The 16,400-nt window shown below is 41.5% G+C and carries 14 protein-coding genes; 5 read left to right on the forward strand and 9 right to left on the reverse strand.

Annotated elements, in window-relative coordinates:
• The first annotated feature begins 47 nt into the window (after positions 1-47).
• The 4 genes from B5Y40_RS00170 to B5Y40_RS00185 all read left to right on the forward strand — a co-directional run bounded on the left by B5Y40_RS00170 (position 48) and on the right by B5Y40_RS00185 (position 3,264).
• Positions 48-521, forward strand: a complete 474-nt coding sequence (locus B5Y40_RS00170; protein WP_079684692.1) for a heme-binding domain-containing protein — start codon at positions 48-50, stop codon at positions 519-521.
• 136 nt (positions 522-657) lie between these two features.
• Positions 658-1,515, forward strand: a complete 858-nt coding sequence (gene ypfJ / locus B5Y40_RS00175) for a KPN_02809 family neutral zinc metallopeptidase (protein WP_079684693.1) — start codon at positions 658-660, stop codon at positions 1,513-1,515.
• A 342-nt stretch (positions 1,516-1,857) separates the two neighbouring features.
• Positions 1,858-2,301 carry a hypothetical protein gene (locus B5Y40_RS00180; protein WP_079684694.1) on the forward strand — a complete coding sequence of 148 codons (444 nt, stop codon included), beginning with the start codon at positions 1,858-1,860 and terminating at the stop codon, positions 2,299-2,301.
• 30 nt (positions 2,302-2,331) lie between these two features.
• Positions 2,332-3,264, forward strand: coding sequence for a hypothetical protein (locus B5Y40_RS00185; RefSeq protein WP_143785550.1), 933 nt, complete (start codon positions 2,332-2,334; stop codon positions 3,262-3,264).
• An 85-nt stretch (positions 3,265-3,349) separates the two neighbouring features.
• Here the strand turns inward: B5Y40_RS00185 and B5Y40_RS00190 are convergent, their stop codons facing one another.
• The 9 genes from B5Y40_RS00190 to B5Y40_RS00225 form a co-directional block, all read right to left on the reverse strand.
• On the reverse strand, positions 3,350-6,181 hold the full coding sequence (locus B5Y40_RS00190; RefSeq protein WP_079684696.1) for a M16 family metallopeptidase: 2,832 nt from the start codon (positions 6,179-6,181) through the stop codon (positions 3,350-3,352).
• Positions 6,182-6,306: 125 nt separating this feature from the next.
• Positions 6,307-7,104, reverse strand: a complete 798-nt coding sequence (locus B5Y40_RS00195; RefSeq protein ID WP_079687031.1) for an inositol monophosphatase family protein — start codon at positions 7,102-7,104, stop codon at positions 6,307-6,309.
• Between the two features lie 146 nt (positions 7,105-7,250).
• Positions 7,251-7,931, reverse strand: coding sequence for a 16S rRNA (cytidine(1402)-2'-O)-methyltransferase (gene rsmI / locus B5Y40_RS00200; protein ID WP_079684697.1), 681 nt, complete (start codon positions 7,929-7,931; stop codon positions 7,251-7,253).
• 78 nt (positions 7,932-8,009) lie between these two features.
• Complete coding sequence (locus tag B5Y40_RS00205) at positions 8,010-8,246, reverse strand: 4a-hydroxytetrahydrobiopterin dehydratase (protein WP_079684698.1); 237 nt, start codon at positions 8,244-8,246, stop codon at positions 8,010-8,012.
• A 43-nt stretch (positions 8,247-8,289) separates the two neighbouring features.
• Positions 8,290-10,287: a S9 family peptidase gene (locus B5Y40_RS00210; RefSeq protein ID WP_079684699.1), complete on the reverse strand. Its 1,998-nt coding sequence runs from the start codon at positions 10,285-10,287 to the stop codon at positions 8,290-8,292.
• A gap of 132 nt (positions 10,288-10,419) precedes the next feature.
• Positions 10,420-10,686, reverse strand: a complete 267-nt coding sequence (locus B5Y40_RS00215; protein WP_079684700.1) for a DUF493 family protein — start codon at positions 10,684-10,686, stop codon at positions 10,420-10,422.
• Between the two features lie 62 nt (positions 10,687-10,748).
• Positions 10,749-12,857, reverse strand: coding sequence for a peptidylprolyl isomerase (locus B5Y40_RS00220; RefSeq protein ID WP_079684701.1), 2,109 nt, complete (start codon positions 12,855-12,857; stop codon positions 10,749-10,751).
• A gap of 189 nt (positions 12,858-13,046) precedes the next feature.
• Positions 13,047-13,208 carry a hypothetical protein gene (locus B5Y40_RS29505; RefSeq protein ID WP_159453570.1) on the reverse strand — a complete coding sequence of 54 codons (162 nt, stop codon included), beginning with the start codon at positions 13,206-13,208 and terminating at the stop codon, positions 13,047-13,049.
• 39 nt (positions 13,209-13,247) lie between these two features.
• Positions 13,248-14,405 (reverse strand): formimidoylglutamase, encoded by a 1,158-nt coding sequence (locus B5Y40_RS00225; RefSeq protein ID WP_079684702.1) that lies wholly within the window; start codon positions 14,403-14,405, stop codon positions 13,248-13,250.
• Positions 14,406-14,667: 262 nt separating this feature from the next.
• On the opposite strand from B5Y40_RS00225, the gene B5Y40_RS00235 reads away from it, so the two are divergent.
• Positions 14,668-16,398 (forward strand): MASE1 domain-containing protein, encoded by a 1,731-nt coding sequence (locus B5Y40_RS00235; protein ID WP_143785551.1) that lies wholly within the window; start codon positions 14,668-14,670, stop codon positions 16,396-16,398.
• The last annotated feature ends 2 nt before the right edge of the window (positions 16,399-16,400 follow it).

Below are 16,400 nucleotides of genomic sequence, written 5' to 3' on the forward strand. Positions count from 1 at the left end.
GGCGGCTATACTTCTAAATTATTATTTTAGTATACTAAATGTTCCTCATGAGCAAGTCAAAGAAAGTCGCATTGGGTATACTTGTATTGCTGGTAATTATCCAGTTCATACGCCCTGAAAAAAATATTTCAGAACCATTCATTACAGAAAACGACATCTCAAAGGTGTATGCTCTCAATGATGATGTACATCAGATCCTGATTAAGAAATGTTACGATTGTCATAGTAACAACACAGCATATCCCTGGTATAACAACATTCAACCTATAGCATGGTGGATGGCGCATCATGTAAATGAAGGAAAGGATGAATTGAATTTCTCTGAGTTCAAGACGTATTCTCAAAAACGTGCTAATCATAAAATTGAAGAGATCTCCGATGCTGTAAATGAAGGCTGGATGCCGCTTGATTCTTATTTGTGGATCCATCATGAAGCAAAAATTACGGCAGAAGATCGTTCATTAATCAATGCCTGGATTAAAACGCTTCCGGTTACCCTTGAAGAACATACCTCTTTATAGTTATATTAATTAGGCTCCAGTCTGTAATTTTTAACCGTAGGATTGTTAACTTCATATAAGTTCTGATATAGGATGGCATAATTGTTTATGTTGCTCCAGGAACGATCTACTGGAATTAAACCTATAATTTATTTGTATGCGCTGGACTGGAAGAAGACAAAGTTCAAATGTTGATGATCAACGCGGCCGCGGATTTGGCGGCGGTGGTATGTTAACGAAAGGCGGACTGGGAATTGGGGGAATTGTGATCGTGGTGGTGATCAGTCTGATTTTGGGTAAGAATCCTTTAACATTATTAGAACAAACCGGAGTGACAACCGGTGACAATACAACGGAGCAACAAGTGCAGTTGACTCCGCAGCAGGAAGAACAAAAACAATTTGTCGCCACTGTACTCGCAGATACAGAAGATGTGTGGAATAAACTTCTGCCAAATTATGCTGAGCCTACATTAGTATTATTCAGCAACCAGGTGGAGTCGGCATGTGGTATGGCAAGTTCAGCATCGGGTCCTTTTTATTGTCCACCGGATGAGAAGGTATATATAGACTTGAGTTTCTACGACGAGTTGCAAAGCCGTTTTCAGGCTCCTGGAGATTTTGCTCAAGCGTATGTTATTGCGCACGAAGTAGGACATCACGTGCAACATCTGATGGGCATTACTGATAAGATACATGCTATGCAAGGCCAGATAAGTGAAGAGGAGTATAATAAACTTTCTGTGCGCCTCGAACTACAAGCTGATTTCTTTGCGGGAGTATGGGCGCATCATGCTAATAAAATGCAAAATATTCTAGAGCCTGGCGATCTTGATGAAGCACTACAGGCAGCAACTGCTATAGGTGATGACAGGCTTCAGCAACAATCACAAGGCTATGTTGTTCCAGATTCTTTCACGCATGGTACATCTGAACAGCGAGCTCGCTGGTTTAGAAAAGGCTTTGAGACAGGCGATGTAAAACAGGGTGATACATTTAATGCTACGAGTTTGTAATTATCGAATCTTCATTTTTATATCGTTATTTTATAAAGTATCGAAACCTGATTATTGTTTGTAACCTCTTTTAGTTTTGTTCGTTGGTAACTCGTTTTGCGTTATCTGTAGGGAGTATATATACAGTAAAATATGTTAAATTTTTATTAACGTTACTTTAATTCTGCGTGTAGGCCACCGTTGTATTTGATTGTTTTTGAAAAGCATAGCTCTTCTTGTTAAAATTTCATACTTCTGATTTTTTCTGAAATTAAATTCTGTTAAAGGCGCATTTTATGCCGCTTTCATATTGCCGAAATACTTTTTATTCGCGCACTAAATTTTTTTAACAAAATAAAAATTATGAAAAAACTTTTCCTCACCCTCTCGGTAGTGGCTGCTTTTGCAATCACAAGTTGTGACAATGATAACTCTGTTAATCCACAGCCGCTCGGTAAAGCTGTTGTAACAGGAACTGTCTTTGCAGATTTCGATTACACAAACAACACGTCTGACAAGACTTGGGACAAAGTAGCAAACAAGAAAGTTATTGCTGCTATCTATGATGATTACAACGAATCAGTTCGTTACATAGAAACAACAACCGATGCGAATGGTAATTATACTATCGAAGTGGAGATCGGTAATCGCGAGCTTGAAATTTACATTCATCTTGTTGATTTCAAAGCTGATGTTCGTTATGATGATGGTATAGAAAACCGGACTTTTACAGGTGAATATTTCAGTACAGGAGCCGACCTTGAAAAAGGTGGCGAGTATATCCGCGATATATACTACAACGATTAATCTGCTATATATAAATCTGAAAAATAAATCATGAGAAAAATATTTTTGTCAATGCTCGCTAGTGTTCTTACAATAGCAGCAATTGCACAGGAAGTAACGACTACTACAAGTACGTCTGAAGCTCCTGTACTAAGATCAAAGAAAGGTGAAGCGTATCTGCCAATAGCTGGTGAGTGGGGACTCGGTGTTTCTGCAAATCCGTTTCTGGATTACCTCGGCAACTTTGTTAATGGTTACGATAATTTTAATGACGGCCCGAATTTTGAGTTTGCTTCAAATCCAGCAAATAATATAGCTGTTTTCGGTAAGCTTATGAAAGACGCCAATACTGCGTATCGCATCCGCTTTAACGTAGGCATTCGTAGTGCCACGAACAAAGCAGTTATATCTCAAAATGAATTGAATCCTGATCCTGCATTCCCTGCTTTTACAGAAGACTGGCAGAAAGTAAATACTACTGCAATCGTAATTGCTCCTGGTATTGAAAAGAGACGTGGAAGCACTCGTCTTCAAGGTGTATATGGTGCTGAACTTGTATTAGGGTTTAACAATACAAAAGTTAGCTACGACTATGGCAATGCAATGTCAGCTGATTTTAATGCGCCTATCACGAATGACTTTGATAACTATGGTTATGGTGAGAACATCTTGACCGGAAACGAAGCTGCAGCAGCAGTGCGTGTTGTTGAAGATAAATCAGGCTCTAACTTTTTGGTTGGTGCACGCGGTTTTATAGGTGTTGAATATTTCTTTGCTCCAAAGATTTCTATCGGTGGCGAATTCGGCTATATGTTGGGCTTCCAAACACAACGTAAAGCTACGATCACTGCCGAAACATGGGATGCATCAAGCGTAGGAACACGTGAAGTTAAAGTTGATGAATTCAGAAATGGTGGTGTAACTTCATTGGGTATCGGTCTCGATAACCTGAGTGGTTCAATCAACCTGTTGTTCTATTTCTAAGACCAACTACTAAGTATTTAAAATAGAAGGCGGCAGTATATCTGCCGCCTTCTTTATATATAGCCTTAATTATACAGTCATCCAATTATTTCTCGGGATATAGTACAACCTGTATATAATTCTTGGCATCGAGATATTTAGCAGCTGTCTCTTTTACATCTTTCGGCGTAAGTGCCGCGATTCGCTTTTCATAACTTAATACGTTCGATGCATCGCTTCCGTACTCAATACTTTGGATAAGCTGACGCGCCCAGAAGTTGTTGTCTTTAATATTTACTTCATACTGTTGCTTCCAGGTCTCTTTTACTTTGTTGAGATCAGCTTCTGAAGGTCCGGTGGTTTTTATTTTCTCAATCTCTGAAAGAGCAGCCGCAATCAGTTTATCAACATTCTCTGGTCCACAAGGGAAACTCGCTCCAATAGAAAAATTGTTATACGGGAACTTGTTCAGGTTTCCAAACATACCTCCACCATATACACCGCTCATCTCTTCGCGGAGTGATTCAATGAGTTTAATATTTAATACCTCTATTAAAGCTTGCACTTTAAGTTGTTCGCTGTCGGAGTAAGGAGCTTCGCCATTCCAGAACATGCGGATAAAGCTTTTTTGCTCTGTGCCTTTTCGTACTTCTTTTTTCAATGAACCTTTTACAGGACGAAGCCCTATATCTTTAAATGTAGACGACTTTCCTGTTGCGGGCAGGCTTCCAAGGTAGGTTGCTATCAGTGGTTTGATCTTCGCTATATCAAAGGCTCCAACCAAAACAAAGGTAAAGCCTGAGGCATCACCGAAACGCTCTCTGTATATATCCAGTGCTCGTTGTTCGTTTATCTGGCCAAATATTTCTGCTTTGGGAACACGTGGCGCCCAGGGATGATTTTTGTAGAGCGTACGAAATACAGAATCCTGAAATGTAAACTGAGGATCAGCAGCCATATTCTGATACATAGCTTGCTGCTTGGAAATAAACGACTGAAAAAGTTCGTCATCTTTTCTGGGCCTCGTGAAATATAGGTGTACTAACTGAAGCAGTGTCTCAACATCGGTAGCACTTGATTGGCCATTCACAGTTTCAGATATAGCACCAATACGTGGTGTAATGCTTGCGTTTTTGCCTGCCAAAACTTTGCGTAAGTCAACAGGAGAGAATTGATCAATACCCATCTGTGATACGATCGTGGAGGCAAACTCTGCATTGTTGCGATCAGCAGCACTATATAAATACTGTCCACCGAAACGCGAACCGGTAAATACAACCTGGTCGTTTTTAAAATCAGTAGGTTTAAGAATAACTTTTACATGATTACTAAGTGTTAGTTCTGTCAGTCTAAGTTCTTTATTTTCTTTTTCAGCTGTTATTTTACCGGGAGCAGGAGCTTTTTCCATTAACGATGCGGCTACGGCTTTTTCCTCGTATGCTTTTACTTCTACTTTCGATGCATTTTCTGCTAAAGTCAGTAACTCAGTGCTCGTTGGAATTTTAAAGTCAGCTTTTTCAGGTCCGGTCAATACTATTAATTTATTAGCATTGGTGGCCGGTATAACTTTAGCTGCATACTGATTCACCTCTTCCAATGAAATGTTGTTCAGGTAATCCTGGTAGTATATATATTCATTTTCAATTCCTGGTATAGGTTCTTTTTCGAGGAAGTTATTAACATATTCCTGGACAAAATTTTCTGACTCCGTTTTATCACGTTCGTTATAGGCACGATCCATGCCCTTCATCATCGTTTTCTTCGTGCGCTCTAATTCTGCAGGTGTAAAACCAAATTTTCGTGCACGCTCATTTTCCTGTACGATAGCATTTAAGGCCGGCTCAACACCACCTTTGCCGAGCACAGCATAAGAGGCATACGCTTCATGGCCACGGACAAACCCGCTTAGACTACTTCCTCCAAAAATAAATGGAGGATTAGCAGACTGCGTTAATTCCTGTAAGCGTTGGCTTAGCATACTAGTAAAAAGATTTCTCACCATATAGGCTCGGTAATCTCCAATTGTATTTTCAGGTGAAGCCTTTTGTGTCGAGTAGTATATCTGGACAAAATGATTCGTAGCTTCTTTGTCTGTTGCTATAACAGCTTCTGATTTCTGGCGTCCTGGTACAACAGGTTCAATGCGAGGGCGTGGCTTGGTAGGGTTCTTTAGCTTTTCGAAATGCGTTTTAATATACTTCTCTGCTTCGGCCACTTCAATATCACCAACCACAACAACGGCCATCAAATCCGGACGATACCAGTCTTTATAGAAACGTTTAATGACATCGTACTTGAAGTTCTTGAGGATATCATCTTTGCCGATTGGCAAACGATCTGAATATTTAGAGCCTTCGAGAAGTTTTGGAAAATATACTTTTTGCATGCGCTCTTGTGCACCTTTACCAAGGCGCGACTCCTCCAATACTACACCGCGTTCTTTATCAATCTCTCCGCCTTCAAAAGCAATAGTGCTTCCCCAGTCTTCTAAAATTTGGAAACCCTTATCTATATTCTCTTTTTTATCGGTAGGAATCGGAAGTATATATACCGTTTCATCAAAGCTGGTATAGGCGTTAAGGTCTGCACCAAACTCTACACCGATTGATTGAAGAAAAGATACCAGGTCATTCTTCTTAAAATTTTTCGATCCGTTAAATGCCATGTGCTCTGTAAAGTGAGCGAGCCCTTGCTGGTCATCGTCTTCCAATATAGAACCTGCATTTATTACAAGACGAAGCTCAACCTTTTTCTCCGGCTTCATGTTTTTTCGAATGTAGTAGGTAAGGCCGTTGGTAAGCTTGCCGATTTTTACATTTGAGTCAACGGGTATTTTCTGGCTTAATTTATCCTGTGCCAAGAGCAGATTGCTCATGATAAGCAGCAATGTCAGGAGCGCGAAGGGTTTTAAGAATAGTTTTGGTTTCAAGTACGTCATGCAACGAAATTTAAATTGATTTATAGGTTTGAATTATGAACTGGTATTAAAGTACAAATCATGCAGTTTGCCGTGCTGCAAGTTGTGATTCTAATGTATAGTATATATAGCTTGGTGCTGGCAGATCAATGCCATTTTGTTTGGATGAGCTCCAGCATTTCGGAATGAACGAAGTTGTTGCCAGCGCAGAGTTCGCCTCCAAATACAAAATTATTCCCCCCACGAAAATCTGTAACTTTTCCGCCAGCCTGTTGTACTATAAAAGTACCGGCCGCGACATCCCACGGGTTGAGGTTATATTCGAAAAATCCTTCCAGTCTACCGCATGCAACGTAAGCCAGGTCTATCGCCGCGCTACCCAGTCTTCGTATACCATGCGATTTTTCTAAAAACTCTTTAATGATATCAAGGTATACATCTTTCTTCGTAGAATGATGATACGGAAAACCGGTTGCCAATAAACTTTCTCCGAGAGAAGGAACTGCGGAGACACGAATGATTTTGTCGTTGCAGTAGGCAGGGCCCCCTTCAACAGCATGAAAGCATTCTTTACGGATGATGTGATATACATCTCCGAGAATTGTGTCATTACCTCGCGTTAATCCTATACTGATAGAAAAGATCGGTAAGCCATGCAAAAAATTAGTAGTGCCATCCAATGGATCAATGATCCAGTTATACTCATGTTGTTTAGATTGCTCTACCGTTCCTTCTTCAGTTATAAAGCCTGCCTGCGGAAAAATTTTATGAAGCGCTGTAACGAGTTTTCGTTCGGCTTCTTTATCAACATAGGAAACAAGATTATTAAAACTGGTTTTTTGTTCAACTCGCGAGAGATCGAAATTAGCGCCTTCCTTCTCAATGAATTCTCCTACTTCTTCACAGATAGACATAACATCTTGCTGAATACTTTCAAGGTTCATAACATGCATGGTCGTTTGACTTTAAGATGGTGAATATAAGGATGGTTCAGGAAAGATGCTTTCGGTTGAGTATATTAATTTCCTATCAAGACAAGGTCGATGAACAAGAGTGGCACATGTTTTTATCTATACCTTTTATGAAGTAATCAATCATCTTTACCACTTACAACCATTACAATTTCTCCCTTCACTTCTTTCGCTTGAAAGTGAGTAAGTATTTCTTCAATTGTTCCGTTCACAGTTTCTTCAAACATCTTGGTCAGCTCACGCGATACAGATGCTTTACGTTCTGCGCCAAAGTATTCTTTGAAATGCTCCAATGTTTTTACAAGTCGATACGGTGATTCATAAAAGATCATGGTGCGCTCTTCTTCTGCAAGCTTTTTTAATAAAGTCTGACGTCCTTTTTTCTGAGGAAGAAACCCTTCGAATACAAATCTGTCGGAAGGTAATCCTGATTTTACCAAGGCCGGAACAAACGCAGTTGGCCCAGGCAAACATTCTACTTTCAAACCTGCCTGTAGCGCTGCACGGATAATAAGAAATCCCGGATCTGATATACCAGGCGTTCCCGCATCGGATACCAATGCCATCACTTCACCTTTCTCCAGACGTTGAATCAGGCTCGTGAGGATTTTATGTTCATTGAAATTATGAAAGCTTTGCAACGGACGCGCTATAGCATAGTGCTTCAGCAAGAATCCTGATGTACGGGTATCTTCCGCTAATATTAAATCTACCGATTTCAAAACTTCAAGTGCCCGAAGTGTGATGTCGGCCAGGTTGCCGATGGGTGTGGGTACAATGTATAGCGATGGTGCAGACATGATAAATATATATACCGCAATGAGCTGGTATAGATTAATTGCGAAATTGAATCAGGATAAAGAACGTGTTGCTATAGCTCAGGACACAATCTTATCAATCGCATCTGCGAGTTTACGATCACGGTCCGTTACAATATTGCCGGCATCATGCGTTGAAAGCTCGAAGCTTACGGTATTCCAGGTGTTGGTCCAGGTAGGATGATGATCCATCTTCTCAGCAATCAACGCCACACGGGTCATAAACCCAAATGCCTCTGTGAAATCATTAAACTTAAAAGTCTTCTTTAGTTTATTATTTTCTGTTTTCCATTCCATAATATTTCCAATTTAGAATTTCCAGACAGGCAAAAGGTAAGCATTATTTTTTTGGCGGCAAGGTTTGATTCAATGGATTGCCTATATACTTGTCGTACCATTCTGTCCAGCGGATGAGCCGGTCTTTCTGATAGCTGGGTACGGAGATGCCATGGAACTGTCCCGGATATACCACAAACTGCGTTGGTACACCCAGTGTTTTTAATGCCTGGTACATTTGTTCGCTACCAGCAGCCGGCACGTTAAAATCTTTTTCACCCACCATATAGATTGTTGGAGTCTTGATCTTATCTGCCTTAAAAAATGGATACGACACTTTCATCCACTTATCAGCATTCTTCCAAGGCACGCCTAACTCTGTCTCATATTGTAATGTATACTGATCAGATCCATACATGGATAACTGAAGCGCACTTCCGGCACCACTGGCCGCGGCTTTAAAACGCGAGTCACTGGCAGTAGTATAGTCTGTTAATATACCACCATAGCTCCAACCTCCTATACCTAACCGGTTAGGATCGGCAACGCCAATTTTTACAAGATGATCAACTGCACCCAACAAGTCCATCACTTCTTTATTTCCCCAATCTGCATAGATCGCTTTGCTGAAAGCCATGCCCTTGCCATTGCTGCCGCGATAGTTAACATTCGCTACAGCGTATCCTTTTGCAGCCAGCATTTGTGATGTGAGATCAAAAGCATAATCATCCTGAGATGTTGGTCCGCCATGAATCCATAAAATAAGTGGTAACTTTTCGTTCGTAGGTTTGCCTGATGGCCAATATAGTATACCACCTACGATCGTTCCGTCTTTGCTCGTTGAGTTAAATCCTTTTACGGATGCTAAATTTACCTGCTTCAGGAAATCGTCATGCACATGCGTGAGTCTTTTTGATTTGCCGTTCTCTATACAATAGATTTCATTCGGAGTTTTAGCATCACTTGAAACCGCTACCCAGCGATTGTTGATTCCTCCCTGAGGTGTATAAAATACTTGTTCCCCTGAAGTAATAGCTTTACTGTTTCCGGAAAGATCAAATGATACTATATGGCTCGTGCGGTCGTCATCGACAACAGTATAGATCGACTTGCTATCGGCTGTCCACCGCGGAGCCGAAACATCACGATCCATTTTTTGCGAGAGCAGAACGGGTTGTCCTCCTTCTGCCGGAATCATTGCCAAATGAGGTTGATCGTAAATACTGAATTCTTCGGAACGTGATTTCAGATACGCTATATACTTGCCGTCCGGGCTCCAGGCAGGACTGGTGTCGGCACCTTTCCATGTTGTTAGCGGACGTGGCGTAGACCCTTTCTTTGCTTCGATTATCCAGATGTCAGCATTCACATTGCGATCGGCATCACTTGTGCGATTACTTACAAACGCGAGTCGCTTACTGTCAGGCGACCATACTGGACTACTCTCATCAAAATCTCCTCGTGTAAGTGTATCTAACTTTTTTGTCTCTATATCATATAGGTATAGATGGTCGCGCTTGTGTTCAAGGTATCCATCACCATCATTTTTAAAATGATAGCGATCCATCACAATAGGAGGAGTCGTTTTCTTTTTGTCTTTATCATCGATCGATTCCTGATCTTTAATAATCAGTACTATCTTTTTAGAATCCGGACTCCACGCATAATCACTGATGCCATATTTTAATTCGGTAAGTTTCACTGCTTCGCCACCCCTACGGTCAAGTTTCCAGATCTGAGGTGACTTGGTTTCGTATCGAGATGAAAGGAAGGTGAGGTATTTGCCATCAGGTGACCAACGTGGTCTGTTTTCACTTTCGGCACTTGTTGTTAGTCGAATGGACTCTGACCCATCCCAGTTGATCATCCAGATGTCACTGTCATATTTATCTTTCGCAGAGTCTGGCGTTGAAAGTACATATGCAATCCAGTTTCCATCCGGAGCAAGCTGTGGATCGGACACAGATTTCAACTTGTAAACATCGGATGGATTTAGTGCTCTTTGTGAGAATGCTGAAAAGGCAATGCAAAGAAGACAGGCAGAGAGTAGGACTTGTTTCATAGCTTTTTGATTCGAATCCTATTTTACAAATTTTTAATGGATTCGAGAGGCTATATCTTATCAGCGCGGGATTAATTGATACGAGTGGAGCTATAGTATATCCTCCATGAAACGGCACTGTAAAGAGCCGACCTATAGTGCGGCAACAATCCCTTCAATCTTGGATGCTTGTATATAGATGTTGATGACTGCTTCGCTCGACTGCATCATTACTTGTGCGGTGACACTGGTATACTTTCCATGCTCTGATAATTTTTCAGTCACGGTGTTTCTAGGGAAGAGTAATTTTACTTCACCTTCTTTACCAGTGGGTACTATAAATTTAAAAATGTAGAGCGATGGCCAGCTGTGATGCTGGTCAAGTTTTTCGCGGAAGTTATCAAGCCATTGTTGGTCCATACTCAAAAAGCAACGCCCTGACCATAAGGTCAAGGCGCAGCCATTAAATTTTATACGAAGTCTTAAAAGAACTTATAGCGTTTGTCTTCAATATCAGATTTGTCTTTGATTGCTTCTGCAATGCTAAAGCTGCTTCTGTTTTGATTGTTTTGTTCCAGTTGAGTTTTATACTGGCTGTAATCGGTAAGTGCAGGAGCGATCGTTTTGTTTTGCAATTCAACAATCACAACACCGTTGTCACCCGATACAGGTTTAGAGCGTTTACCATTCTCTAAAGAGAAACCTACACCAACAGCCTGAGGATCGAATCCCACCGTTGGTAATGAGTTGCTGTTAAGTTTCAGGTCGCTGCTGGTATATACATTCGCATCGTTACCGAATCCGGCAGCAATTTCTTCCAATGTACCTTTTAACGTGTTCAATTTTTCAGTGATCAACTTGCTCTTTACTTCATTGCGCACAGCAGGTGTGATTTCTTCTTTCACTTGCTCAAGAGGTTTGTAACCCTTCTTTACTTCGCCGGTCATGATGGCTACTACATTTTGATCTTGCAAATCATATACTTGTGAAAGTTTACCAACCGATGCATCGCGGAATAACCACATTACTATCTGGCGAGCTTCACCTAATGTACCAATGCGTCTGTCACCAGCGCTTACATTTTTGGCTTCCTGTACAGTCAAACCGGATTTCTGTGCCTTCGCTTCGAATTCTTTTACGTCAGATATATCAGCCGCAAAAGTTTCTGCTTTACGGAAAGCTTCGTTCGTTGTAACATCACTTGGAACGATCTGATGTTCTACGATGGCCAGGTTATAGGCTTTGTTTGTTTTAGGATTTGTTACTTCGATGATATGATAACCGAAATCAGTTTCAACCACATCATTTAACACACCAGCTTTTGAAGCATTGAATACGGCATCCTGAAAAGGCTTCACCATTTGTCCGCTGCTGAACCAGCCAAGATCACCACCACGTGAAGCAGTACCATCTGTACCAAACTCACGAGCCTTTGCTTCAAATGAAGCACCACCTTTGATATCTTTCAGAATGTTACGGGCTTTCTCTTTAGCTTCTTTTTTAGAAGCTTCACTATCGTCAGCCCACTTGATCAGGATATGTTTAGCACGAGCGCTATGAGTAGTGTCGTTAAAGATTTTAGATACCTTCACTACTTTGTAAGTATCGCCATCCAATACAGGTCCGATTACATTTCCTTCTACGAGGTCACCTTCAGAAAGGAATGCAGGTAACGTTGCAGGAGTATATTTAGCGTAAGCATTCTGTCCATCCGAGTTTGCACTCGCATATACTGAATCTTCAGTTGAATTCTTGAATTCATCAACTGCTCTTTTCAGATCTTCGTTTACAGCAGCAGAGTCATCCGCAGAGGCAATTACAGGTATACTTACATACTTGATATCGCGTGTTGCGTCTGTCTTGAATTTTTCTTTGTTCTTGTTATAGTATGCTTCGTAATCAGCATCTGTAACTTTTGCAGTTGAATCACTGATAGCATAGTAAGGAACATATAAATATTTCACTTCAGCTACATCTGTAGCCAGGTGATACTCGCGTTCCGCTTCTGCCTTTGTAACATATGTTGATTTGATCAGCAGGTTTTCATATTTGATACGCTCACGACCCGGCTTCAGATCGCGTTGGAACAACTCCCAGCGAATACGAGGCTCAGAAGTCTCAGGCATTGTCTTAATCTGATTCAGATATGATACAACCTTATCGGCTTCGAATTGTCCGGTCTGCTGATTGGTAAAAGCTTGCTTTACACCTTGATCAACATTTTTTCCCTGGATCATATCCCATACTTCATCCTCTGTAACCTTAACTCCGGTGTTTTCAATTTGAGGTTGGATCGCGTGACGGGCGATGAGAAGATCCCATGCCTGTTGACGGATTGAAGGCATATCGCGTTCACCTGGCTCGCGGCCTGTGTTCAGAAACCAGTTTGCTTCGCGTTCGCGAATCACGGCCTGATATTCTTCGTATGAAACTTCTTTTCCTCCGATTTCACCAACCGAATTACGACCCCAGTTCAGGATATTTGATTTCCCGCTGAAGATGTCGCCCAGAATAAATGCTGTGATCGCAACAAATACGAAGACCACCACCCAGGTGCCCATCTTGCTGCGCAATGTTCCAATAAATGCCATAAGTAATTTTTAAAGAGTCGCAAATTTAACCCGTTCTGTGTATTAGAAAAACATCGTTCTTAAAAAACAGAAAAATCCTATTAATAGTACTGAAAAGCAGAATTTTAAGCGCCTGAGATAAGGCAAATTTTGCTGCCATCGAAGGAATTATGCAAACGTTTCTTCCTCGGACGTTTTGGAATAAAAAAATCAGCGCTTTGTTCGCTTTCTTAGGGTGAGGATGAAGAATAGGATGAGCGTGATCATCAGCGCCCAATACGCCTGCCCGATACCCAGTACCATGACCTGGTGAATGCCAATAATTAAAAATCCTACGGCCAGAGAAAGTATAATGATGTCTAGAAGTTTCATGATGTATAGCGTGCTCAGAAAAATGAATGAAGAAAAAAATTATATCAGCTTGGCAAGCGCGCTGATATAGCGCTCAGGTACTTCTCCCCGGATAGCAACCTGGTAATCATTATAGCTGCAAGGCACAATTCGGTTACGTGAATAACGCTCACGTCCGTTTTGATAGGGTACTTCCATCCACCATTTTTCGCTGAGCTTACTTTTGTAAAATGTGATAACCTCGGGGTCTACAGGCATAGACACTGAATATTTTAGAAAATCGTTGCTGCGGAAATTCTGTTCATTCTTACGATGATAGTATCCATCAATAAAATACCAGATCATCGTTGCTACCACTGAAGCAGTTTTTTTATGAACGTCATCCAACTCCGGATTGTATTCGTAGAAACCAAGTGAGCTCAGCTTTTCATTGAGCCCTGCATACCAGCAGATCTGGCAAGCTTCCTCACCCGTGAGTCCGAAAGGTTGAGCGTTTGCATTACCCGGAGCATCAGCAGATCGGATCGCTGTAACATCGAATGATAACATGTCGGCATTACGTATAGTAGGCTCCATCTCCTGCATGTTCGTACGCATCTGGCCAATACGGAATGCTTCGAAATATAATTTTTCAAGAATAGAAACCGACAGTGGGTCGATCAGATAGCTTTGGTATGCGAGGTGTGTATAGCTGAAAAGAAAATTAGGTTCGTGAAGTAAAATGCGATGGATGTGTTGATTGCTCGCACCTTGTTCTTTGTCTTCTAAATCCAGATAAGCATCAACGTTGAGTAAACTGACGAGCTTATCCATAGTTTCATAACCACAATATTGCCCGTAGTCAAGATCATGCGAACCTCCGATGATGACCGGCAATACGTTGCTTTCGAGTAACATTCGGCAGACTTCGCTGATGCGTGTGTACGTTTCCTCCAGGTCAAGTCCCGGCTTTAGATTGCCGAGGTCTACGATACGATAAGCACCTGCTCCCTTCTTAAGAGTATATAATTTTTTACGGATCTCGTCTGGCGCGGAGGCAGTGCCGGTGTTGCGCATAGATCCACGCTCTTCCTCCACACCAAATATAGCGATGTGCGAATCCTTATAGTCCGGCATCTTATCACCGTATATCGAAATGTTTTTTAAAAAGCTGGATGGGGAAGAAATGTCAGTATAGAGCGATTCATCGACTGGCGAGAAAAAGATAGTAAGATCCATAGTGCGTTTGAAAAACTTCGTGAAGATAAATATTCAGAAATATAGTGTATAGCGATTCATCACAAGATCATTGCCTCACCTGTATTTTAATTGTAGATGACTGTAATGAGCCATTTTATCAATAAACAGACGCAATGGCAGGTTAGGTTGATGCTTCCGTTGGCGCTTCAACCCCTAAAAGCGTTCGTCTGCCTTTCAGAACGTGTGTTCCTTCTGTTTACATTGCTTGGAATGGATTTTAAGAATATATATTTGTTTGATTGTGAGAGAATTAATGCCTACCCTTAAACTCCCGCTTAAATACAGCCTTGACCTGAAAATCATAGGTGTGGCGTTACTGTATTACCTCTTTGCACGACTCGGATACCTACTTGCTTTTGAAAATTCTACGGCTTTGCCGGCATGGCCTCCTTCAGGAATTGCCTTTGCGCTTCTCATTATACTCGGGCGATCAGTATGGCCTGGTATAACCATCGGAGCACTGGTGGCCAACATCATGGCGTACTGGAATAATCCTGCGCTCGGTCCTCAAACGATTATTACAATCAGCAGCGTTATAGCCATCGGCAATACGATTGAAGCTGTCATAGGGAATTACCTTGTGAAATCGTGGATTAGAGATCCTTATCCATTCAAGCATGCGAAGAATGCATTTCGGTTTTTGTTCGTTACCATGTTCATGTGTCTTGCGGGTGCATCTATAGGTACAGCAAGTTTATACTTGAACGCGGTTATATCCCTCGATGCTATATCTGAAACATTGTTCTCATGGTGGATTGGTAATGTTGTAGGGATTTTATTATTCACTCCCTTTATACTATCGATTGCCAGGCCGGTAAGAGTAACATTATCTACCGCGCGGATGATCGAAGTAAGTATATACTTTCTGAGTACGCTTGCTATATATCTCTTGTTACAGGTGGATTACCTGACGCTAACGATGCAACGCGCGTTGCCACTGCTGGCTCTTCCCTTTTTGTTGTGGCTGGCATTCCGGTTCGAACTGATCGTTGCCATTGGCGGTGTGTTGATCGTATCACTGATCTCTATATACTTTACTGTGCAGGGCTCGGGGCCGTTCGTATTGGCAGGTGCCGCAAATTCTATATTGCTGCTGCAGATCTTTATAGGGGTTATCAGTATATCCACCATTATACTTTCAGCAACGGTGAAGGAGCGTCTGGATGTACAGCATCAGTTGCAGGAATTTAACGAGAACCTGGAAGGCATGGTGCTCGATAGAACAAAGGCACTGAATGATGAGATTGGAACGCGTAAAATTGCCGAGGAAAAACTACAGCGCACAAATCAGGAGTTGAGCAAGCGTAACACTGAGCTCGATAATTTTGTATATAGTGTTTCACATGATCTGCGAGCTCCTATAGCATCGGTTCTTGGCTTGATTAACCTGGCACGTGTAGACAAAGATGTTGCCATGAAGGATATGTACCTTGAGATGATCAACAAGAGTGCCTTGCAACAAGATCATTTTATTAAGGAAATCCTGGACCAGTCGCGGAACTCACGATTGGAAGTGAAACGCGAAGAGATTTTATTCGAGCCGTTGATCGAAGAGACTTTTAATCAATTGAAGTTTGCTACCAGCACTGGCAAATCTGTGGAGCGCGTTATTAATATTGAGCAAGACGGCCCCTTCTTCTCGGATCGTTGGAGGTTGAAAGTTATTTTGAATAATATTATATCCAATGCTATCCGCTACCGAAACGGTAAAGATCCGGTCATCAAAGTAAACGTTGCTATCAATGGGCGGTTGGCTAAACTGGCTATAGAAGATAATGGCAAGGGAATTGAGAAAGAGCACATGCCCAATATCTATAAAATGTTCTATCGCGCTACCGATGACGGTGCCGGTTCGGGCCTGGGACTATACATAGTAAAAGAGGCCATCGATAAATTGAATGGTCACATCAATATAGAATCTGAAATAGGGAAGGGGACAACCGTTCAGTTGGAGATACCCGAGATCAATTGAAA

Source organism: Ohtaekwangia koreensis, assembly GCF_900167975.1.
In the GTDB taxonomy this organism is placed as follows: Bacteria; Bacteroidota; Bacteroidia; order Cytophagales; family Cyclobacteriaceae; genus Ohtaekwangia; species Ohtaekwangia koreensis.

Excerpts from the sequence above, each read along its gene's own strand:
- B5Y40_RS00170 (WP_079684692.1), top strand. The coding sequence starts at position 48 with ATGAGCAAGTCAAAGAAAGTCGCATTGGGTATACTTGTATTGCTGGTA.
- ypfJ (WP_079684693.1), top strand. The coding sequence starts at position 658 with ATGCGCTGGACTGGAAGAAGACAAAGTTCAAATGTTGATGATCAACGC.
- B5Y40_RS00180 (WP_079684694.1), top strand. The coding sequence starts at position 1,858 with ATGAAAAAACTTTTCCTCACCCTCTCGGTAGTGGCTGCTTTTGCAATC.
- B5Y40_RS00185 (WP_143785550.1), top strand. The coding sequence starts at position 2,332 with ATGAGAAAAATATTTTTGTCAATGCTCGCTAGTGTTCTTACAATAGCA.
- B5Y40_RS00190 (WP_079684696.1), bottom strand. The coding sequence starts at position 6,181 with ATGACGTACTTGAAACCAAAACTATTCTTAAAACCCTTCGCGCTCCTG.
- B5Y40_RS00195 (WP_079687031.1), bottom strand. The coding sequence starts at position 7,104 with ATGAACCTTGAAAGTATTCAGCAAGATGTTATGTCTATCTGTGAAGAA.
- rsmI (WP_079684697.1), bottom strand. The coding sequence starts at position 7,931 with ATGTCTGCACCATCGCTATACATTGTACCCACACCCATCGGCAACCTG.
- B5Y40_RS00205 (WP_079684698.1), bottom strand. The coding sequence starts at position 8,246 with ATGGAATGGAAAACAGAAAATAATAAACTAAAGAAGACTTTTAAGTTT.
- B5Y40_RS00210 (WP_079684699.1), bottom strand. The coding sequence starts at position 10,287 with ATGAAACAAGTCCTACTCTCTGCCTGTCTTCTTTGCATTGCCTTTTCA.
- B5Y40_RS00215 (WP_079684700.1), bottom strand. The coding sequence starts at position 10,686 with ATGGACCAACAATGGCTTGATAACTTCCGCGAAAAACTTGACCAGCAT.
- B5Y40_RS00220 (WP_079684701.1), bottom strand. The coding sequence starts at position 12,857 with ATGGCATTTATTGGAACATTGCGCAGCAAGATGGGCACCTGGGTGGTG.
- B5Y40_RS29505 (WP_159453570.1), bottom strand. The coding sequence starts at position 13,208 with ATGAAACTTCTAGACATCATTATACTTTCTCTGGCCGTAGGATTTTTA.
- B5Y40_RS00225 (WP_079684702.1), bottom strand. The coding sequence starts at position 14,405 with ATGGATCTTACTATCTTTTTCTCGCCAGTCGATGAATCGCTCTATACT.